Here is a 21,507-nt window from a genome sequence, read left to right as displayed (position 1 = left end):
TCTTCCGCCGCTTTCGCGCTTTTTGAGTTTGCTAACCGTATAGTAAGACCTTCGTCGTGATCCTGCCCCAGATCGCGGTACCGTCCCCAAGTTCTATGCTCAGCTTGTATAGTGAATGCGTTCATCGCATTTTATTTTTCGCGAACGATTTGCCCCATAATCTGATGAACTTGTTCTTGGAGCTTCCGAAAATCTTGCATCATCGTTTCGACTTCTATTGACCTCGCTCCCTGTCCGCGCTTCTCGGCCAACCAGAGCTTGAGCAGGCCCGCGACGCGGCCCAAGTCTCCATTCACTTTGGCTAGGTCTGCGACAGCCTTCAAATCGACTACGGATCGTATCGGGTGGTTAAGGCCAACATTGCGAAGGTATGCCGAGCGCGAATGTCCGGTTACATTGGCTCTTTCCGCCAATTTCGCTTCCTCGTTTGGTGTCAACCAAACCTCAATGCGCCGGTTACGCGGGCGGCCACCTCTAGCTCCGACCGGTGCCTGTTCAGGGTCAGCCACATTCTTCATAGAGCCTCCAAATTGTCAGATTTGTCATTGTGCGGTAGCGACTGCCAGCCTCGCAGAGCAAGATTCCGTCGAGCCGCAGGCGAGTAAGGCACGGTATTGGACAGGGAAAGGCGCAGCTTGTACCGGTACAATACACATCTTGCCATCATTCTGCGTGCGATTTTACGCGATGCGCAACCGACTTTCCATTTTTAGTACCGAAAAACCGTTAAATCGCATTTATTCGCGCATCGTTGCATATGATCGCATCAAATCGCGCATCATCGCGGATAATTGCATTTAATCGCAAATAATCGCGTAATTAATATTTTGAAAAAAGAAAATTATATTGGATTGCACAATCCAATATTTGGATTTACATAACTTTACGCCACACAAGTCGATTTTTATATTCAATTCTGTAAGATTATTTCATGATTTTTGATAACATTCATATCTACGAGGAGTGAGTTTATATGAGCATATCCCCGCGTATCACTAACAAAGTGATCGAGGGTTTGAGAGTCCAACTCAGGGAAGCGGCGGATGCAACACCCGGCCCGCAATGGATGAGCCAGATGGACGTCATTCGTGAGTTGCAGGATGAAATATCATCCTTGCAGGCGAAGGGATTTCCCCTGAAAGCCATCACCGAGATTCTCGCAAAACGGGGCGTCCAGATGACGCCCGCCAAGCTGAGCACTTACCTGAGCCGCGTGCGTCAGGAAAAATCCAAAACATTATGACCCGGCCTCAAGTGACAGGCCCAATACTCAGGAGAACAAAATGAAAACATCACTTCGATTTTTAGCAGGCGCTGCATTCTCTGTTTCGCTGACTGCCACTCTTATTCCAGTTACTGCTTTTTACGCCCCGGAAGCAGAAGCATTCACGGTCTATTGCACCAACTGCTCAACTACCATGCAGCAGGCGCTGCAATACGCGAAAGATGTTGAGACGGCGCTGAACACCGCGCAGCAACTGCAAACTCAAATGCGCCAGTACGACGACATGATTAAGCAGGGCATTGCGCTGCCTGAAAGCCTTTATCAGTCCATCACTGGCGACCTTCGACGCGTAGCAGATGTTTACACCAATACGAAAACCTTGGGTCGCGACATCAGCGATTTGGACAAGCGCTTCCGTGAACAATTCAAGGATTACGACGCCTATCTGAAATCGGCCGGTGAGTTTGACGGCGGCAACATCAGCGAACGCCAGCGCAAATGGTCTGAGCAGGGCTTCGAAAATGCGACTTCTGCCATGCGGGCAGCAGGAATGAACGTGGGCGCGTTTGAGCAGGAAGATCGTGCACTCAATCGCGTTGTGCAGCAATCGCAGAACGCCACCGGACGGCTGCAAGCCATTCAAGCGGGGAACGAGATTGCAGCGCAGAACGTCCAACAGCTCCAGAAGCTGCGAGATCTGACCGCAACGCAAATCACGCTGCAAAGCAACTACCTCGCAGCGACAACGGAAAAGGAAACTGCCAAGGCGGCAGCCGATGAGCAGTATTTTGATCGGAAGCCTGTACGAAGTGAAAAAGTAGGGTTCTGACTATGACTATTCCAAAGGTATTTCTTTTACTGCTGTGTCTCTCGTCGGCCCTTTTGGGTGGAGCGATAGCGGTCATTTCAGGCGCGAGCGTCGCAACCTGTGATGCTTCGATGAATGACACCAAAGCAGACCAAGAATTCTTCTCTCGCGAACCTATTCGCAGCCCTAAACGAGGGTTTTAATTATGACGAAGAACGCATTTTGGATTGTTCTCATCCTGCCTTTACTTCTGTTGAGCACGGTCACTTTTGCAGCAGAAGGTAGTGGATTGGCTGACCCTAGCGCCGAAGCGAGTTCGCTCCTCAACCTCTTACACGAAACGGCGAATAGCTGGACTGGAGAACTTGGCAAGTATGCCACCTATTTGCTTTTCAGTCTCGCTCTCATCCAGCTGGTCTGGACCTTTGGATTAAAGGCGCTTGATAGCAATCTGGAGCTTGGCAGCGTTATCGCCGACCTTCTACGTTTAATCATGGTCACATCGTTTTTCTCCATGATGATAACGTACCTTCCAAGTTGGGGCGGACTGATGGTCGATAGCTTCCGAGAAGCGGCAGGGCGTGCGGGAGGGATGGGCAAAATGCTCTATCCCGGCGACGTGTTGGCAATCGCCGTAACGCTGTCTAATACCGTGGCTGATGGCATTTTCACCCTGTCTCCGGGTACGGCCGTTTTCAACTCCTTCATGTCCGTTATCGTGCTCCTGTGCTTCACGTTCATAGCGGCATTCATGTTTGTAACGCTCGTTGAATCCTACATCATCATCTGTGCAGGCGTTTTTCTGATGGGTTTCGGCGGCTCATCCTGGACACGTGAGTTTGCTACTTCACCGCTTAAATACATCGTCTCTGTTGGTGCAAAGCTGTTTGTTCTGACGCTGATAGTTTCTGTGATCTCGGCCAGCGCCGACGCTTGGGTCGAGGCCTACACGCAGGATTCTGCATCCTCCCTGACAATTGCGGGACTGGCGATCATCTGCGCTTATCTGACCAAGACGATACCGGAATTGATCGCTGGAATGATAAACGGAACATCACTAGGCGGCGGCTCTGCAATCGGCGGGCTTGCAATGGCGGGTGCAGCCGGTGCTGCTGGCCTCGCCGTAGGGGCAGGCGCGCTCGCAGGCGGTGCCGCAAGTTCGGCCGGTGGCGGTATTAGCAGTCTAGCCAAAAGTCTTGGCTCCAGTCTTGCTGGTAATGCTCCGCACCCCCCTCAGAGCGATGCCGACACAAGTCCAGCCTCGACTATGACCGGAGGCGGTGGCAGTCCGGCACGTTCAAGCGGCTCGCCTTCCAATGCTCCGAATACATCCGGCCAATCCGGCGAGAAAGGACGGAAGCTGGCTGGAGCTGCAATGAAAACCGCTGGTTCTATGGTCGCTCTAAGCGTCCCGGGCATGGAAAGCGCGTCTTCGGTTGGAAACATTTCATCCGCGCCGTCTAACGGCTTTGAGGACACGTCTGAGCAGGAAGAAACCGGCAATGACCCAGCAAGTGAGAACAGCAACATTATTCATCCTGAAAAACCGGAACCAGAGAAATAAGCAATACGGCCATCGAGCCGTGCATCTAACGACCTAGGAGACAGACCATGGACCCAATTATCAAATTTTCAATCTTTACCGCAGTCAGCATCGCTTTCGTTTTCGGTATGGTGGGCTTGCGTTTGGTCTTGCTAAAAGCAGGATATGGTCCCCAACTGGACAGGGTAAACGCCTATCTCGAAGCCAATGAACACAAGATCAACGCTGTTCGCTTTGGGATAGGAATGTCACTTCTCGGTGGTGCGTCAACTCTAACCCGCGCTCCACTTATCGGAAGCAAAAGCGCTACCGCAGCTCATACGAAAATGGCGGAGAAAATGCAGGCCGCTTATCGTCGCGGTAATGGTGCAGAATAACGTATTCCGTGAACCTACCCCGCCACACGCGGGGTTTTTTGTGCCTGAAATTAGCGATACCGTCTATTACCCACCGCCTCACGCCGCCTGTGGCGCGGTCTCGCGGGGTTTTGGCCGTCCCCGGATAACACATTGCGTTTAAGCGAAAAAACGCGTTTTTTGGGTTTCCGGTTAAGCCTCTGCGTCATCCCTGAATGTGTCGGTGGGTAATAGACGGGCCAAATTCGCGCCTGTACGGCTCCAAAGCGGTTTTTCTGTCCTCACCCGACCCAACGCATGCCTTAGACCTGAAAACGGCTCTCCGTAGCTCTCAGGCGCTTTAATCGTCATCGCAGCTTATCAGGTCTCTGGGATCGTATTTCGCGGGTTTAAGCTCCGGGGAATCGGGCGATAGTTCGGCCACTACAACCGGCTTGCCGCTTTCGTAGCTCACCAGTTCGCGTCTCCCGTCTGGGTAGCGCTGAATAACATGACCTGCGGGCGTTTCTGGCTCCCTGTAGACGATTGGATATCCTTCACTGAGAAGCCTTAATGCTTCGCTGTTGTCGTTCCGCTCGAAAGCCTGCTCAAGCGCTGTCATCGTCCTGATCTGCTTCACCTGCTTTTCCTTTGGTGCCAACTTATTTGCGTCAACTAAGGAATATGATCATCTCCACGACGTCACCGCCTAAACGTGGAGCTTGCCATTCTCCTGCCAACATAGCTGATTTCTTCACGTAAGGCCTTCTCCTAGGCTTGCGGCTTATCGCTTTAGCGTTGTGAGCCTATCGTGACAATTGCCGAGGATCGGAACTGGACGAATGAATATTCGAGCTCGTTTCGCAACCATAATGCTGTGATGCTATTTGCGGCATCGTTTCTATCGAGTTCATCAGGGGAACCCAAGTGTTCAGATAAACTGTCGAGTAAGCCTGTAGCGTCCGGCTTTGTATACCAGCAAGTCATGACATGAGCTGCATGGGTGGCAAACCACAGGAACTCAGGGCGGCCGGTTCCGCTGCGGCGCCAGCCCACAATTTCAGTCGAGCTTGGATTCCCTAAAGTACTACGTAGTTCGTCTCTTTCGGCATCTGTCATCTTCTGCCAGCCAAGAACGTCACCCTTTGTCCCTGCCATCTGCACCGTGGATGAAGAACAGATATCCAAAAGCTTTTCCGCCGTCATGTCTATCGGCTCGGCTATGACCGATTTGATATTCATAGATGTAGCACAGAGCGCGCCCGCAATCATGCAAAGAAGATGTTGGCGCTGGCGGTTATGCTTTTTTTCGAACATTTGTACTCTCTTGAAGAGGCCGTGCCACGATGGATCTCTCGACAATATCACGGTCACATAAGACCGCATAAAAAGGTTGCGGCCGAATAAACCAGTAACCATGCGGCGTCTAGCGCCTACGACTTATCCACATGCAAGCGGGTTTTAAGAATATAAGTTTTAATTAGTTTTAAAAGATTTAGGCGAAATAATCGCCTAATTACCATTTATATACAATTGGTTACGAGAGAGGCCGGTGGTTAATAGACGGCATCGGGTGGCTAATAGACGGGTTTCGGTGGTTAATAGACGGAGGCAGGGTGGTTAATAGACGGACTATCCACAGACCGCTCTCCACTTAAACTGATAATCTTTTCCAAATGCAAAACGGCCCCGAAGGACCGTCATCAACTCTACCTGAACATCAATCGCAGTTATCTTCCGTCTATTAACCACCCTCGTTCCTGCTTGGCGGCTGGGTGTCGGGCATTTCACGATAAATCATTACGACCTGTGGTCCGCTTTTCCCCGGCTCCTCACGAAGGAGATACTCAGGTAAATCATTGGCAGCTATCACTTTTCGGAGATGACGAGAAAAATCCTTAAACTTACCGGTGCTGCCACTGCGCGCATATAGCGTGCGGAACGACCACTTAGCATTTCGCCTTCCTGCGGCCCGCCGAGCCAACCTGTACAAGAACCGGCCTATGCCCGGATCTATCAGAAAATAATCGGGGTGAACGGTTAGCACGTCTGGGCTTTTACCCTCTACAATCTCGCGATAGATCCACTTAGGAGCTTCGATCTCAACGATACTAAGCTTCTTAGTGTCCGTCCGGGACACAACCCGATAGCTGCTGATAAGTCCTTCGGCTTCAACCTCCCGCATAGTTTTTCCGTCACTGGTTTGACGGTCACGAACGGTTTTGATGGTAGTCCCTTTAAGCCTGTCTAACGCGGCCTCCAGTTCCTCAACCTGACGGCTTCCGTCGCCCCTTCTGGCAAATTTCAGAATGTCGGAAACGTGCGGCGTGAAGGTGCGGGAAGGCTTTTCACCCTTACAGTCGCGCCAGCGGTTCACGGCTTCGGTGAGATGAGAAATTGTCATCAAAACGATGTCGTAATCCCATACGGACGCCATTCCGTCGGGACCAGATTTTACTTCAACATAGCCGTCTGGCAATTCATGGCGGATAACCTCCCCTGCACGCTTATCGCGCTTTGAAAGGCGAAATGGCGCTACGTCCATAATTGAACGATTATCGCGTCCGCCAACATCAAATAAGCCAGGCACAAAAAAGTCAGCCTGATCGTCACCTTTTGGTGCGTTTCGAACAAGAGAGAGCGCCTTGTCACGCTCTTTAAGCCGCGCCATCTGCTCATGAACGGTCGATATGTTGGAAGAATTTATAGTCGCGTGACTATCAAACTCATGCTGGCCTGCTCCCTCAGCGCCCTGCGAAATGGATTGCCCGCGCGCCGCGTTGGCACGGCGAGCGCTCTCAATTCGGCCTATTAGAGTCGAGGCATCAATCTGGCGAAGCCCTTCGGGCTTGATTGCCATGCATCACACTCCCATTCCCGGACGGGGAGCTTGCGCACCAGAATTTCTACGAGCTTCGATCCACTGCTCGACCTCGCTTAAAACCCAAACAACATTACGGCTTGTGAGAGCAATTCTACGCGGAAAATCTCCGCGCTTCTCCATGTTGTAAATAGTTCTGTCGGATAGCGGTACTATATCGAGGAGGGTCTTGCGATTAATAAGCGTCTTTTCTCCGTTTCTGTTTACCTTTTTCATTTCGAATACCTCGTATGCGTATATTTGAGGTTCGATTATTGCTCGCATCTGCCCGGACAAGCCAGGCATTTCATCAAAAATTATCTAATTATTTCAATGTCTTCTGTCCGTAAAACGTCAGTTTCCGGACAGAAAAAACGATGCATGCATTTGTTTTGATTGGTGATTAATTTTAGGCGTGCAAAAGTTATCCACTGTCCGGAAAACGGGGGTTTTACGGACACGAAAATGCCGCCTAGAGTCAGCCATGCGGCGAGAAAATTGCGGGTTATTTGTCAGAATGAGCAAATCACGGCTGCTGATCAGCTCCGATTTTTACTTGTCCATTCATCAATCATGTCGGCCCAATCCTGCATCATTTCGGTGCGCTGCTCCCGATACTCAGCCTTGTTGTAAACGGCACGAACGCCGCGCTGCTCGTGAGCAAGACACTTTTCAATCCAATCCGTGTTGTAACCCGCCTCATGCAGCAACGTGCTGGCGGTGCGGCGCAGGTCGTGAGGGCCAAACTTTGCTAGCCGCTTTCCGTCCTTCTGTGCGGCCTTATAGGTAAGCGTAAGCACTTGGTTTAGCGTGGCGCTGCTCATGGGGGCGTCAGTGTCATATCGAGATGGCAAGACGTAATCGGAGCCACCTGCGAACGTCTTAAGCGCAATGAAAATGTCCAGCGCTTGCCGCGAAAGGAAAACCAGATGCGGATTGCGGCGCTTCATGCGTTCTTTGGGAATGGTCCAAAGCGCATCACTGAAGCTGATTTCGCTCCAGTTGGCATTGGTCAGCTCGCTTTTGCGCACCATCGTCAGCAGCAGAAGCTTGGCGGCAGCGCGGAACGATGGTCCCGTCGCAACCCGCTCAAGATACTGGTACATCAGCCCGATCTCTTCCGGTGTTAGTGCGCGGTCCCTCGGCTCAAATTTGGCGATGCTATTTGGGCGAACCAAATCGGCCGGGTTCTCGACTTTCTGGCCGCGCTCGATAGCCCACCGGAACACCTGAGATACAACCTCGCGGGCGTGGACTGCTGTCGCCGGTGCTCCCCGTTCTACAATCGCATCGAGATGGTTGCGTAGGTCTTCATGGGTAATTTCTGCGAGCTTCCAGCTCCCGAATTTGGACTTAAGATCGCGCTCAAAGACCGAACGGCGCATATCACGCGTCGATTCTGCCATCTGATAGCCGCGTAGCCATTTCTCGGCCCATTCCGCAAAGCTCTCAGATCCGCGCAAACGTGCTTTATCTCGCGCTTTCTCTTTGGCCGGAGATTTCCCGGCCGCGATGAGTTTCTTCGCTTCGTTCAGCCGCTCTCTGGCCTCGGCCAGCGTGATACCGCTCGCGCCATAGCGCCCGAAAGTGACCGTCTCCTGCCGTCCGTGGATAGCGTAGTTGTAGCGAAAAGAGATTGAACCCGCAGGAGTTACAGCAACATAGAGCCCGTCACGGTCATTCACTTTGTAGAGCGAGGCTTGCGGTTTCAGGTTGCGCAACTTGGTATCGGTCAGCACGACACGGCCTTTCAACGCTCTGAAAATACCATGATTGAAAACCGGCAAATTAGAGCGTTTATCTCGTTTAATATCAGCGTGTTAGTCAATTTCAATACCATGATGCCAGGGATTTGGTCGTCATGGTATTTTGCTGATAGCATGGCATCGGGCTGCGAAATACCATTTTTCATGCCATGAAAAATTTCTTCTTGGACGTGCTAAACAGTGCCAGACAATGCAGCACCAAAAAACAAAAAAGCCCGCAATTACGCGGGCTTAGCTGCTATTTCATGCTCTTTGGTGCTGGTCTTTACCAGACGCCAAATTATTCCCACTCAATGGTGCCGGGCGGCTTCGAGGTCACGTCGTAGACGACGCGGTTGATGCCGCGGACTTCATTGATGATGCGGGTGGCCGCATTGCCAAGGAAGTTCATGTCGTAGTGGTAGAAATCAGCCGTCATGCCGTCGACCGAGGTCACCGCGCGCAGTGCGCAGACGAATTCGTAGGTGCGGCCATCGCCCATCACGCCAACGGTCTGAACCGGCAGCAGAACGGCGAAAGCCTGCCAGATGGCATCGTAGAGGCCAGCCTTGCGGATTTCGTCGAGATAGATCGCATCGGCTTCGCGCAGGATTTCCAGCTTGTCGCGGGTAATGCCGCCCGGGCAGCGGATGGCAAGGCCCGGACCCGGGAACGGGTGACGGCCGATGAAGCTGTCCGGCAGGCCGAGTTCCTTGCCGAGCATACGCACTTCGTCCTTGAACAATTCGCGCAGCGGCTCGACGAGCTGCATCTTCATGCGCTCGGGCAGGCCACCCACATTGTGGTGCGACTTGATCGTGACCGAAGGACCGCCGGTAAAGGAAACGCTTTCGATGACGTCCGGATAAAGCGTGCCCTGCACGAGGAAATCCGCGCCGCCGAGCTTCTTGGCTTCTTCTTCGAACACTTCAATGAAGAGACGGCCAATCGTCTTGCGCTTCTTTTCCGGATCGCTTTCGCCTTCCAGCTCACCGATGAAACGGTCGGCTGCGTCCACGAGGATCAGCGGCAGGTTATAATGTTCGCGGAACATTTCCACGACCTGTTGCGCTTCGTTTTTGCGCATCAGACCATGATCGACGAGAATGCAGGTCAGCTGGTCGCCGATGGCTTCATGCGCCAGAAGCGCTGCAACAGACGAATCCACACCGCCGGAAAGCGCGCAGATAACCTTGCCGCTGCCAACCTGCTTGCGGATTGCCTCGACGGCCTGTTCGCGATAGGCGCCCATCGTCCAGCCCGGCTTTACGCCGACGATCCGATGAACGAAATTCTGCAACAGCTTCGCGCCATCCGGCGTATGCACGACTTCCGGATGGAACTGCACGCCGTAATATTTGCGCTTTTCGTCGGCGATGGCCGCGAAAGGTGCATTCGGCGAGGTGCCGATGATGGTGAAACCATCAGGAAGCGAGGTGACGCGGTCACCATGGCTCATCCAGACCTGATGGCGGGTGCCCTTGGCCCAGATGCCGGCGAAAAGCGGGCTGTCTTCCTGCACGTCGAGGAAGGCGCGACCGAATTCGCGGTCATGGCCGCTTTCAACCTTGCCGCCCAGCTGGGCGCACATGGTCTGTTCGCCGTAGCAGATGCCAAGAACCGGAATGCCCTGGTCGAAGACCGCCTGCGGCGCGCGCGGCGAGCCGATGTCGGTCGTCGAATGGGGGCTGCCCGAGAGGATGACGCCTTTCGGCTTCAACCGCTGGAATGCCTCTTCCGCAGACTGGAACGGGACGATTTCGCAATAGACATTGGCTTCGCGTACACGTCGCGCAATCAGCTGCGTGACCTGGCTGCCAAAGTCGATGATCAGGATTGTGTCAGGATGTGCCGTGGTGCTCATGTGCAGCATCTATTTAAAAAGTGGTGAGGATGCAATGTTTATGTGGTGGGCATATACGGATTATATGCGCCTCCCTCAACAGCGCAGTGACAGGAATGAGGCCTATCCTGACACACCATTGTCAGGAGGTGGCAAAAGTCCACCGGCAACAGCCGCTTCCAGTTGTTCCACCGCAACTGCCATTTTCTCGTCGATGACATGCAGATATTGCGTCCAGTCGCCGACATGATGCAGCTCGTCCGCACCGTCGGAAATGCCGCGCAAACCGTATAAGGGCACGCCATGAATCTGGCAGGCGCGCAAGCAGGCGAATGTTTCCATGTCCACCATATCCGCATCGATCGTCTCATAGACCTTGCCGGACACCACATTGGCGCCAGTTGATAGCGTGGCGCTGGCAAGGCCTTCCACCTGATATGGCAGCTTGATCATCTTCGGCAGATCGAGAAACGGCGTCAGTCCCTTCTCGAAACCGAGCGGCGAAGCATCCATGTCGCGATAGGAAACCGAGGAAACCTGAAAAACTTCGGCCTGCGGCAGTTTCGCGGAACCGGCCGAGCCGAGCGAGACCACCAGATCGGGCTGCTCGCAATCGCGTTCCATGCGGAACAATGCGCGGGAGAGGTTGATCGCCGCCTCAACCGGGCCGACGCCGATCATCAGCGGATCGAAGAGCTTGGCCAGATGACGCCCATATTCGGCGTCGGCAGCCATGACATAAAGCAGGCGTTGTCCGGCAACGGTCTTCAACATCCCTGTAGCCCTATCCTTGCAAACCTTTGCGATCCTGCACGACCATCATCGTGCCGGTCATTGTGGCGATGAGACGAACTTCCGTATCGGTTACGGCAAAAGCCTGCCCGTCGCTGACCATGATCGTGCGGCCGGGCTTGGTAACCTCGCCGCGAAACAAGAAGCGTTCGCCCTTGCCGGGCGCAAGCAGATTGACCTTGAATTCGATGGTCAGCACCGCAGCCTCGGCGGGCATCAGCGTCAGTGCTGCATAGCCGCAGGCAGAATCGAGCGCCGCAGAAATCATGCCCGCATGCAGAATGCCATGCTGCTGCGTGAGTTCCTCGCGGAACGGCATTTCCACTTCGACAATACCGGGTTCGCATCGCGTCAGCTCTGCGCCGATCAGTTTCATGGCGGCCTGCCGCCCGAAACTTTCCTCGACGCGTTCCTTGAAATCCGGTTCGGCTATGCGATGCGCTGACATTTATTCCCCGTTGTCTTAATTCGCTTTCTTCATGACACTTACATAAAACCCGTCCGTGCCGGTGGACAATGGGGAAAACACACTGCCATGCGATGGAAACACCGGTTCCGCGCCATCGGCATCCGTCACGACAGACTGCCACAGCGCTTGCGCAGACATTTCCGTGAAATCGGGATTGTCGGCCAGAAAGCGCGCGACCTGCCGCGTGTTTTCTTCTGCAAACAGTGAACAGGTGACATAGGCCAGACGCCCGCCCGGCTTCACATAATGCTTGGCCGATTCGAGCACTTCTTGCTGGTCCTGAACCCGGCGTTCGAGCTGCTGGTCGTTGAGACGCCATTTCGCGTCCGGCCTGCGCCGCCATGTGCCGGAGCCGGTGCAAGGCGCATCGGTCAGCACGAGGTCCATATGGCCCGTGAGCGGGTCGAGCGCATCCAGATTGCCATGCACCTGCGTGTTCCGCACGCCAGCGCGCTGCAAGCGCTCATGCATGGGCGATAGGCGCGCACGCTCCGCATCATAGGCGTGCACCTGACCCTTGTTCTGCATGGCTGCTGCCAAGGCCAGCGTCTTGCCGCCCGCACCGGCGCAATAATCGAGAACCTGCTCGCCGGGTTTGGCTCCGGCAAAAAGTGCGGCGAGCTGCGAGCCCAGATCCTGCACTTCGAACCAGCCATCGAGAAAGGCCTGTTCGCCCTGCACATTCGGATGACGACCCAGTGCTTTGATCGGCGGAATGCGCAATGCCTGCGCCAGAAATGGTGCGGGAGCCGCGCCAGCCTTTTCTAGGGCTGCGAGCGTCTGCTCAGGCTTCGCTTTCAGGCTGTTGACGCGCAGATCGACCGGCGGACGCGTGGCAAGCGCCTTGCCTTCCTCGACCCAGCGTTCACCGAAAAGCTCGCGAAGCGAAGCGGCGCACCATTCCGGCACGTCGGCCTGAACATAATCCGGTGCGGCAGTGCTATCACGGCTTTCCCATGCGATACGGCGTGCCTGTTCCAGCGTTTCGGGCGCAAACTTGTCGCCATCGAGTGCCGCGTCGATGGCTGCAATATCCATGCCGCCATCGGCAAGCAAAGCGCCAAAGGCCAGCGCGCGCGCATCGTCGGCGTCCATGCGCCATGCGATAGAGAGCTTACGGCGCAATGCGTCATAGACGATGTTGCCGATCACCGCGCGGTCGCCCGCGCCTGCGAAACGATGAGCGGAACCCCAGTCCTTCAGCACATCGGAAGCCGGACGTTTGCCCGCTTCGATATCGCCCAGAACCTCGATTGCCGCCTGCAGGCGTCCACCAAGCCGCATTGCTTCTCCTTACTAACTAACTGTCACGGCATAGCCTTCCTTACAGGCAAAAGGCAATCGCCAAATCAAAACAAAAGCCGGAGCGCGAGGCTCCGGCTTTCATGCGCTTCAATTGAAGCGAGTTTGCCTTACATGCCGCCCGGATAGTTCGGGCTTTCACGGGTGATGGCGACGCCATGCGAATGGCTTTCACGCAGGCCCGCATTGGAAATGCGCACGAAGGTTGCCTTTTCGCGGAACTCTTCCAGCGTCTTGGCGCCGACATAGCCCATCGAGGCGCGCAAGCCGCCAGCAAGCTGATGCAGCACTGCCGAGATCGGCCCCTTGTAAGCGACCTGACCTTCGATGCCTTCCGGCACGAGCTTCAGCTCGTCACGCACTTCCGCCTGGAAGTAACGGTCTGCCGAACCGCGCGCCATAGCGCCAACCGAACCCATACCGCGATAGGATTTGAACGAACGACCCTGATGCAGATAGACCTCGCCCGGGCTTTCTTCCGTACCGGCCAGAAGCGAACCAGCCATGGCAGCGACAGCACCGGCAGCAAGCGCCTTGGCGAAATCGCCCGAGAACTTGATGCCGCCATCGGCGATGACCGGAATGTTCTGCTTGTGGGCTGCTTCCACCGCCGACATGATGGCCGAAAGCTGCGGCACGCCAACACCTGCAACGATACGCGTGGTGCAGATCGAGCCCGGTCCGATACCGACCTTGACGGCATCCGCACCGGAATCGATCAATGCCTGCGTACCGCCTGCGGTGGCGACATTGCCAGCCAGAATGGCGACATTCGGATAGGCCTTCTTGATGCGTGCGACGGCATCGAGAACGCGCTGCGAATGACCATGCGCCGTATCGACAACCAGAAGATCGACGCCTGCTTCGATCAGGCGTTCGGCGCGTTCATAACCGTCTTCGCCAACGCTCGTGGCGGCAGCGGCACGCAGACGGCCCTGCGCATCCTTGGCGGCATTCGGGTTGAGCTGCGACTTTTCGATATCCTTGACGGTGATCAAGCCTACGCAACGGCCCTTGTCGTCAACGACGAGCAGCTTTTCGATGCGGTGGGCGTGGAGAAGACGCTTGGCTTCTTCCTGATTGACGTTTTCGCGAACCGTGATGAGGTTTTCGCGGGTCATCAGTTCGTAGATCTTCTGGGCTGGATCGGAAGCGAAACGCACGTCGCGGTTGGTCAGGATGCCGACGAGGCGGCCCGGACCCTTGGTGGCGTTTTCAACGACCGGAATGCCGGAAATGCCATGCGCCTTCATCAGCGCCTGCGCATCGGCCAGCGTTGCATCCGGGCCGATGGTGACCGGGTTGACGACCATGCCGGATTCGAACTTCTTGACCTGACGAACTTCTTCGGCCTGACGTTCAGGCGTGAGATTGCGGTGGATGACGCCGATGCCGCCTGCCTGCGCCATCGCGATGGCGAGACGGGATTCCGTCACCGTGTCCATGGCGGCGGAGAGAAGCGGCAGGTTGAGTTCGATATCCTTGGCGATCCGGGTGCGCAGATCGACCTGACCCGGCATGACTTCGGAATGGCCCGGCTGCAGGAGCACATCGTCAAATGTGAGAGCGAGAGCGCCGGTGGGCGATTCCACGATTTTTGCCATTGCCAATTCCTTTGAATAAGAAAAGCCGCCTCTCCGGGATACGTCCGGGAGCAGCGACAATCAGGGTTTACTTGGTTGAATTGGCACCGGCTGGTAACACGGTTATGACCAAATGGGAAGCCTTTAGGTTACAAGTTTCAGTTACCGCTAAGAATTTGCGTGATAGACCGCATAGGACATAATACCCATCCCGGGGGGAGATAATGCGAAAGTCGTATAAGCGCGTCCCGTTGATCCGCCGTTCCAGAGTGATGTGGATGTCGCCGCGGCTCTGGAGACCTCGGCTTGTTTTCTGGTGCGGCGCGCTTGCCATCGGGATTATCAGCGTCGGCTTTGCAGAGGCGGCCGACATTGCGCAGAACTGGTTCAAGGCGCTGACAGATGGTTCTGGAGGCGGTTTCTGGCGCGCCTGGCTGCCGCTCGTCATCACCCCGGCAGGCTTCATGGCCTGTTCATGGATTTCCATCGTCTGGTTCCCGAATTCCGGCGGCAGCGGTATCCCGCAAGCCATCGCTGCGCGGCATCTCGACGATCATCAGGATCGCTCGATGCTTCTCTCGATCCGGATTGCCATCGGCAAGATTGTGCTCACCGTCGTGGGCCTTTTCTGCGGCGCATCCATCGGGCGCGAAGGCCCCACCGTGCAGATCGGCGCATCGATCATGCTGCAATCGGCGCGGATCGGCGGCATGGAACAGGCGCGCGGATTGATCCTCGCCGGATCGGCTGCGGGTATCGCCGCGGCCTTCAACACGCCGCTTGCCGGGATTGTTTTCGCGATCGAGGAAATGGGGCGTGCCTATGCCGCGCGCACCAACGGGCTGGTGCTTTCGGCGGTCATTCTGGCCGGTCTCGCCTCGCTCGGTCTGGTGGGCAACTATAATTATTTCGGCATGACGACGATTACGGCCACGACTGGCAGGGACTGGATTCTGGTCGTCGCCTGCGGCGTGATCGGCGGGGCGTTCGGCGCCGCTTTCAGTGCGCTGGCGCTCGATCTCGGACGTCGCGTGCGCCGCCATGTGCAGAAGGTTCCGCTGCGCAACGCGGTGTTGTTTGCCGGCATTTGCGGGCTACTGGTTGCGATCATCGGCATCGCTTCGGGCGGTGCGACTTTCGGCACCGGCTATGTTCAGGCGCGAGGCGCGGTCGAAGGCGCGGCACTTCCGCCATTCTATTTCGTCGAAAAATTCGTCGCCGGTCTGCTCTCGATGATATCGGGCATTCCGGGCGGTATTTTCGCGCCATCGCTCTCGGTCGGCGCAGGCCTCGGCAGCACCATCGGCCTCGTGCTCGGCACCAGCGCAAGCCTGGCTGCCGTGCTGGGCATGGCCGGTTATTTTGCCGGCGTCGTTCAGGCGCCAATGACGGCCTTCGTCATCATTCTCGAAATGACCGGCAATCATAACAATGTCATTCCGCTGATGTGCGCCTCAATGCTCGGTTACGGTACGGCGCGGCTTATTTCCAATGAGCCGCTCTACCACGCCCTGTCGCGCAACTTCGTGGCGGATGTGCTGCGCCAGCGGCGCGCGCGCGAAAAGAATGCGCTTTCGGAATGAAGCGTCAGATGGAGGAGAAAACTGTTTATGGATCGCAGAACATTCGGCAAATCGCTTGCGGGGCTGGGAGCAATGCCCTTTGTCGTTAGCGCGGCAGCGGCAGCGAGCACGGGAGGAAAGAGCATGCTGGAACTTATGGGCGGAAGCATTTCGGATGTACCGGGGATCAAGCTTGGCCATCACACGCTGACCAAGCGCCCCACCGGCTGCACCGTCCTTTTGTGTGAAGAAGGCGCTTCGGCTGGCGTCGATGTGCGCGGCTCCGCGCCCGGCACCCGCGAGACCGACCTTCTCGATCCCATCAATTATGTGCAGCAGGTGCAGGCCATCCTCCTGTCCGGCGGCAGCGCCTACGGGCTTAGCGCCGCAACCGGCGTGATGCGCTATCTGGAAGAAAACAAGCTGGGCTTCAAGATCGGCAACGGCGTGGTGCCTATTGTGCCTGCGGCGATCCTGATGGATCTCGGCGTCGGCGATTTTTCGATCCGCCCCGATGAGGAAGCCGGTTATCTCGCCTGCAAGGCGGCCAAGGCGGAAGCTTCCGGCGAAGGCAATATCGGCGCTGGCGCTGGCGCGACGGTCGGCAAGATGTTCGGCAAGGATTTCGCCATGAAGGGTGGCCTCGGCACGGCAAGCTACAAGGTGCCCGGCACGGAAATCGTGGTAGGCGCAATCGTCGCCGTCAATGCGGTTGGCGATGTTTACGCGCCAAACTCGCGCCAGATCCTAGCCGGTGCGCGCAGCGAAGACGGCAAGGGCTTCCGCAATACGATGCAGGCCATCATGCAAGGCCATGGCGTGGTCAAATCCGGTGGAGCCAACACGACCATCGGCGCGATTGCCACCAACGTACCGTTCAACAAGGCGGAACTGAAGAAGATCGCAGGCATGGCTCATGATGGTTTTGCGCGCACGATCAATCCGATCCACACCATGTGGGACGGCGATACGATTTTCGCACTCTCGACCGGCAAGGCCAAGGATGTGGAAGCGGACGTGACCGCCATCGGCGCAATCGCTGCAACGGTCATGGCGGATGCAGTCGCGCGGGCGGTCGTTAACGCAGATAGCCTTAACGACTTGAATTTGCCCGCCTATAAGGATTATCACCCGCAATAGGATGCACATCTTGCACCATTGAAGGGATCGGTCCTGTATCAAAATAAGGTTATAAGATATCTGATCATCCTTGATGGTGCAGTTTCGCAAGAAGGTAGAGTGAAGGCATGAGTGGCAGTTCCCTTAAATTCGGCACCAGCGGTCTCAGGGGATTGGCGAACGAGCTGAACGGCTTGCCCGCCTATGCTTATTCGCTCGCCTTCGTGCGCATGCTCGCCGAAAGCGGCAAGCTGAACAAAGGCGCGGAGGTTTTCGTCGGACGCGACCTCCGCCCATCCAGCCCCGACATTGCCGCCCTTTGCATGGCAGCCATTGAAGACGCTGGCTTTACGCCGGTGAATTGCGGTGTGCTGCCCACCCCTGCGCTCAGCTTCTACGCCATGGCGAAACAAGCGCCTTCCATCATGGTGACGGGAAGCCATATCCCAGATGATCGCAATGGTTTGAAGTTCTATCGGGCCGATGGCGAAATCGACAAGACCGACGAGCAGGCAATTGGCACGATCTATGCCGCCCTCCCCGCCGACCTCACCGCAAGGCACTCCGGCAACATCGCGGAAAGCGCCACAGCGACCAGCGCCTATGAGAAACGTTATATCGATTATCTGGGGCGCAGCGCCCTCAAGGGCCTGCGCGTCGGCGTCTACCAGCACTCGTCTGTTGCCCGCGATGTTTTAACGGATATTCTGACCGAGCTTGGCGCGGAAACCCTCGCACTCGGGCGCTCCGACATTTTTGTGCCGGTCGATACCGAAGCGTTGCGCCCGGAAGATATCCGGCTTCTCGACCAGTGGGCCGGGGAAAACCGCCTTGATGCCATCGTTTCCACGGATGGCGATGCGGACAGGCCACTGATTGCGGATGCAGGCGGCCAGTTCGTGCGTGGCGATCTCGTCGGCGCGATCACCGCAAGCTGGATCGGCGCGGATACTATCGTCACGCCGGTGACCTCCAATGCTGCGCTGGAAGAATGCGGGCGTTTTGACCGTGTTGTCAGAACCCGCGTCGGCTCCCCCTATGTCATCGAAGGCATGGAGCGCGCCAAAGCGGAGGGGTCAACGACTATCGTCGGCTTCGAAGCCAATGGCGGCGTGCTTTTGGGCAGCGACAGCACCCGCAATGGCCACACGCTTTCCGCACTGCCGACCCGCGACGCGCTTCTGCCAATCCTCGCCTGCCTGAGCGCTATTCAAGAACAGGGCAAGCCGCTTGCGGAAATCGGCGCGGCTTTCAACTTTCGCATCGCGCTCAGCGACCGTTTGCAGAATGTGCCGCAGGAAAAGAGCGGCGCGTTTCTCGCCATCCTCAAGGATGAAGCCGGGCGCAAGACGCTGTTTCCGGCAACGGATGCGATCATCCGGTCTGAAGCCATTGATGGCGTCAAACTGTTCTTCCATTCCGGCAATGCCGTCCATTATCGCGCTTCCGGCAATGCGCCGGAGCTGCGCTGTTATGTGGAAGCGGCCAATGAAAACCAGGCCATTGAACTTCTGGCCATGGGCCTCGATATCGCCCGCAACGCAACAAAGGATGCCTGAGCAATGAGCTTTATTCCTGTCATCATCAGCGGCGGTTCCGGTTCAAGGCTCTGGCCGCTTTCGCGCGATGCCCACCCGAAGCCCTTCATCGAACTGCCAGACGGCAGCACGTTGATCGGCAAGACCTATAACCGGGCGGCACGGCTTGAAGGCGTCGACCACATCCTGACCGTCACCAACCGCGATTTTCTGTTTCTGACGCTCGATGCCTATGCGGACGCCAAGGCGGCCAAGACTGACAATGCGTTTCTACTTGAGCCGCTGGGTCGCGATACCGCGCCTGCGGTAGCACTCGCAGCCATGCATGCCGCCGCAACCTACGGCCCGGACGCCACGCTTCTGGTGATGCCGGCCGACCACCTGATCGAAGACGAACCCGCCTTTGCGGAAGCGGTTCAAAAGGCGCGGCAGCTGGCTGAAGCCGGTCGCATCGTGACATTCGGCATTGTGCCCGATCACCCGGAAACGGGCTTCGGCTATATCGAGGCGGATGGCGTGGATGTTCTGCGCTTTGTCGAAAAGCCCGATGCGGAAACCGCGAAGGCCTATGTCGAGAGCGGACGCTATTTCTGGAATTCGGGTATGTTCTGCTTTACCGCGAGAACCATGCTGGAAGCGATGCGCGCCCACGCGCCGGAGATTTTCAACGGCGTGCAGGCGTCACTTGAAAATGCGCGACGCGGCGTCAATGGCGACACCAAGACCATTGAGATTCCAAAGGACGAGTTTGCCGCGACACCGGCCATTTCCATCGATTATGCCATCATGGAAAAGGCCGACAATATTGCCTGCATTCCGGTTTCCTGCGGCTGGTCGGATATCGGTTCCTGGGCTGCCATGGCCGACCTGATCAATCCCGATGCCGATGGCAACCGTCTGCGCGGGGAAACCGTTTTGGAAGACACGACCAACAGTTTTGTTCTGTCGGAAACCCGGCTGGTCAGCCTCGTCGGCGTGCACGACCTTCTGGTTGTCGATACGCCGGACGCGTTGCTCGTCGCCCATCGCGACAAGGCGCAGGATGTACGCAAGGTTTTCAACCGTCTGCGCGCTGACGGCCACGAAGCCGCGAAACTGCACCGCACCGCTCATCGTCCATGGGGCACCTATACCGTGCTGGAAGAAGGCGACGGCTTCAAGATCAAGCGCATTGAGGTCAAACCCGGACGCCGCCTGAGCCTTCAGGCGCATCATCACCGTTCTGAACACTGGATCGTCGTGTCCGGCACCGCCAAGGTGACCAATGGCGACCGGGAAATTCTGCTGACCAACAACCAGTCGACCTATATTCCCTGCGGCTTCAAGCACCGTCTGGAAAATCCGGGCATTTTGCCACTAGTTCTGATCGAGGTGCAGAGCGGCGAATATCTCGGCGAAGACGATATCGTGCGTTTCGACGATATTTACGGCCGGGTATAAAAGACCAGCGCCGACGAAGTTTCTCCGTCGGCGCTTATTTGAAGTAACTTAGTTGAAAGCGCCGCCGTCGCTTTTGCTTTCCGGTCGTTCCGCCGCGACTTTCTGGCGATAGCCGCTGGCGCGATAGGCGGCAATCGGCTCGATCGCCCCGCCGGTGCGGCGGCGGGCTTCGGCAAGTATCGGCTCGACATCGGTGCGATAAGCACGTTTCAGCGTGTCCGACGCCATCAGCGCATCGTTTTCCTGCTGATAGGTTTCCAGCGCCTCGCGGTCCACCAGCAGCGCCTGCGCATAAGCGCGGCGGATTTCATTTGCCGACGAAATGAGGCTCTCCAGCGGATCAGTTACATTATGCGACTGGTCGATCATATGCGCCGGATTAAATTCCTTCACGCCGCGATATTCGGCATCCACAAGCTCGTTGAACACCAGAAACAGTCGATAAGGATCGATGGAACCGGCGTCGAGATCGTCATCGCCATATTTGCTGTCGTTGAAATGGAAACCGCCGAGCTTGCCGAACTGCATCAGCCGCGCCACGATCATTTCGATATTGGTGTTGGGCGCATGGTGGCCGAGATCGACCAGACATTGTGCCTTGGGACCAAGCGTCGAGGCGATGAGATAATTTGTGCCCCAATCCTGAACCACCGTCGAATAGAAGGCCGGTTCATACATTTTGTGCTCGGAGAACAAGCGCCAGTCGTCGGGGAGCGCTTTATAGATTTCGCCCATTGAAGCGAGATAGCGCTCGAATGCACGCGTGAAATTCTGCTGGCCGGGGAAATTGGACCCGTCGCCGAGCCACACCGTCAGGGCCTTGGAGCCGATGGCATTGCCGATTTCGATACATTCGAGATTGTGCTCAACAGCCTGCGCCCGCACCGCCGCATCGACATGGGTGAGCGATCCGTATTTGTAGGACAGTTTCTGATCGGCAGCGTCCGAAAACGTGTTGGAATTCATGGCGTCGAAGCCGAGGCCCAGCGCTGCGGCATGGGCTTTCAGCTTTTTCGGGTCCGCCTTGTCCCACGGAATATGCAGTGAGACATTCGGCGTTGCGCGCGAAAGCTCGTTGATAACGGCGCAATCGTCCAGCTTGTCGAAAATGCCACGCGGCTCGCCGCCGCCCGGAAAGCGACCGAAACGGGTGCCGCCCGTGCCGGTGCCCCACGAAGGCACGGCGACGAAATAGCTTGCCACCTTGTCGGTAATGGTATCGATCTCGATGCCTCGACGCGCAAGCTGCGCGCCCAGCGCCTGATAATCGCTTTTCAGCGCATTTTCGAAACCGGAATTATGCTCGGCGATGAAATCGGCCGAAATACGTTGATCGGACATGG

General features: G+C 56.4%; 20 protein-coding genes. 8 read left to right on the top strand and 12 right to left on the bottom strand.

The annotated features are described in order from the left end of the window. Positions 1–131: 131 nt before the first annotated feature. Complete coding sequence (locus FHW03_RS15125; RefSeq protein WP_182521367.1) at positions 132–518, bottom strand: plasmid mobilization protein; 387 nt, start codon at positions 516–518, stop codon at positions 132–134. Positions 519–973: 455 nt separating this feature from the next. Here FHW03_RS15125 and FHW03_RS15120 point away from each other — a divergent pair, with 455 nt between their 5' ends. The 4 genes from FHW03_RS15120 (at position 974) to FHW03_RS15105 (ending at position 3,953) form a co-directional block, all read left to right on the top strand. Next, complete coding sequence (locus FHW03_RS15120) at positions 974–1,243, top strand: hypothetical protein (protein WP_182521366.1); 270 nt, start codon at positions 974–976, stop codon at positions 1,241–1,243. Positions 1,244–1,283: 40 nt separating this feature from the next. Beyond that, the gene (gene trbJ, locus FHW03_RS15115; RefSeq protein ID WP_182521365.1) at positions 1,284–2,054 is read left to right on the top strand and encodes a P-type conjugative transfer protein TrbJ; all 771 of its coding nucleotides are present in this window, start codon (positions 1,284–1,286) and stop codon (positions 2,052–2,054) included. Between the two features lie 184 nt (positions 2,055–2,238). Then, entirely contained in the window at positions 2,239–3,597 is a 1,359-nt protein-coding gene (gene trbL, locus FHW03_RS15110) for a P-type conjugative transfer protein TrbL (RefSeq protein WP_182521364.1), read from the top strand. A gap of 47 nt (positions 3,598–3,644) precedes the next feature. Continuing rightward, entirely contained in the window at positions 3,645–3,953 is a 309-nt protein-coding gene (locus FHW03_RS15105) for a hypothetical protein (protein ID WP_182521363.1), read from the top strand. Between the two features lie 319 nt (positions 3,954–4,272). Here the strand turns inward: FHW03_RS15105 and FHW03_RS15100 are convergent, their stop codons facing one another. From FHW03_RS15100 to guaB, 10 genes are all read right to left on the bottom strand, one after another. Further along, on the bottom strand, positions 4,273–4,551 hold the full coding sequence (locus FHW03_RS15100; protein WP_182521362.1) for a hypothetical protein: 279 nt from the start codon (positions 4,549–4,551) through the stop codon (positions 4,273–4,275). 152 nt (positions 4,552–4,703) lie between these two features. Beyond that, complete coding sequence (locus FHW03_RS15095) at positions 4,704–5,228, bottom strand: hypothetical protein (protein WP_182521361.1); 525 nt, start codon at positions 5,226–5,228, stop codon at positions 4,704–4,706. A 427-nt stretch (positions 5,229–5,655) separates the two neighbouring features. Then, the gene (locus tag FHW03_RS15090) at positions 5,656–6,771 is read right to left on the bottom strand and encodes a replication initiator protein A (RefSeq protein ID WP_182521360.1); all 1,116 of its coding nucleotides are present in this window, start codon (positions 6,769–6,771) and stop codon (positions 5,656–5,658) included. A 3-nt stretch (positions 6,772–6,774) separates the two neighbouring features. Continuing rightward, a complete protein-coding gene (locus tag FHW03_RS15085; RefSeq protein WP_182521359.1) occupies positions 6,775–7,008 on the bottom strand; it encodes an AlpA family phage regulatory protein in 234 nt (77 codons plus the stop codon). A gap of 302 nt (positions 7,009–7,310) precedes the next feature. Next, positions 7,311–8,510 carry a site-specific integrase gene (locus FHW03_RS15080; protein WP_182521358.1) on the bottom strand — a complete coding sequence of 400 codons (1,200 nt, stop codon included), beginning with the start codon at positions 8,508–8,510 and terminating at the stop codon, positions 7,311–7,313. 307 nt (positions 8,511–8,817) lie between these two features. Then, positions 8,818–10,380: a glutamine-hydrolyzing GMP synthase gene (gene guaA / locus FHW03_RS15075; protein WP_078338405.1), complete on the bottom strand. Its 1,563-nt coding sequence runs from the start codon at positions 10,378–10,380 to the stop codon at positions 8,818–8,820. Positions 10,381–10,482: 102 nt separating this feature from the next. Beyond that, on the bottom strand, positions 10,483–11,133 hold the full coding sequence (locus FHW03_RS15070) for a 5'-methylthioadenosine/S-adenosylhomocysteine nucleosidase (RefSeq protein ID WP_182521357.1): 651 nt from the start codon (positions 11,131–11,133) through the stop codon (positions 10,483–10,485). Between the two features lie 10 nt (positions 11,134–11,143). Further along, complete coding sequence (locus FHW03_RS15065) at positions 11,144–11,599, bottom strand: PaaI family thioesterase (protein ID WP_078338159.1); 456 nt, start codon at positions 11,597–11,599, stop codon at positions 11,144–11,146. Between the two features lie 15 nt (positions 11,600–11,614). Beyond that, positions 11,615–12,904, bottom strand: coding sequence for an RsmB/NOP family class I SAM-dependent RNA methyltransferase (locus FHW03_RS15060; RefSeq protein ID WP_182521356.1), 1,290 nt, complete (start codon positions 12,902–12,904; stop codon positions 11,615–11,617). 128 nt (positions 12,905–13,032) lie between these two features. After that, positions 13,033–14,526 (bottom strand): IMP dehydrogenase, encoded by a 1,494-nt coding sequence (gene guaB / locus FHW03_RS15055; RefSeq protein ID WP_182521355.1) that lies wholly within the window; start codon positions 14,524–14,526, stop codon positions 13,033–13,035. A gap of 203 nt (positions 14,527–14,729) precedes the next feature. Here guaB and FHW03_RS15050 point away from each other — a divergent pair, with 203 nt between their 5' ends. The 4 genes from FHW03_RS15050 (at position 14,730) to FHW03_RS15035 (ending at position 20,164) form a co-directional block, all read left to right on the top strand. Continuing rightward, positions 14,730–16,088 carry a chloride channel protein gene (locus FHW03_RS15050; RefSeq protein ID WP_182521354.1) on the top strand — a complete coding sequence of 453 codons (1,359 nt, stop codon included), beginning with the start codon at positions 14,730–14,732 and terminating at the stop codon, positions 16,086–16,088. A 27-nt stretch (positions 16,089–16,115) separates the two neighbouring features. Then, complete coding sequence (locus FHW03_RS15045) at positions 16,116–17,207, top strand: P1 family peptidase (protein ID WP_078338163.1); 1,092 nt, start codon at positions 16,116–16,118, stop codon at positions 17,205–17,207. A 107-nt stretch (positions 17,208–17,314) separates the two neighbouring features. Next, the gene (locus FHW03_RS15040; RefSeq protein ID WP_182521353.1) at positions 17,315–18,745 is read left to right on the top strand and encodes a phosphomannomutase; all 1,431 of its coding nucleotides are present in this window, start codon (positions 17,315–17,317) and stop codon (positions 18,743–18,745) included. 3 nt (positions 18,746–18,748) lie between these two features. Next, the gene (locus tag FHW03_RS15035; RefSeq protein WP_182521352.1) at positions 18,749–20,164 is read left to right on the top strand and encodes a mannose-1-phosphate guanylyltransferase/mannose-6-phosphate isomerase; all 1,416 of its coding nucleotides are present in this window, start codon (positions 18,749–18,751) and stop codon (positions 20,162–20,164) included. A gap of 48 nt (positions 20,165–20,212) precedes the next feature. Here the strand turns inward: FHW03_RS15035 and rhaI are convergent, their stop codons facing one another. Beyond that, a complete protein-coding gene (gene rhaI, locus FHW03_RS15030) occupies positions 20,213–21,505 on the bottom strand; it encodes an L-rhamnose catabolism isomerase (RefSeq protein ID WP_182521351.1) in 1,293 nt (430 codons plus the stop codon). Positions 21,506–21,507: the final 2 nt, after the last annotated feature.

The sequence above is a fragment of the Ochrobactrum sp. RH2CCR150 genome (assembly GCA_014138095.1).
In the GTDB taxonomy this organism is placed as follows: domain Bacteria; phylum Pseudomonadota; class Alphaproteobacteria; order Rhizobiales; family Rhizobiaceae; genus Brucella; species Brucella gambitense.
This window is presented reverse-complemented; position numbering and strand designations above follow the sequence as displayed.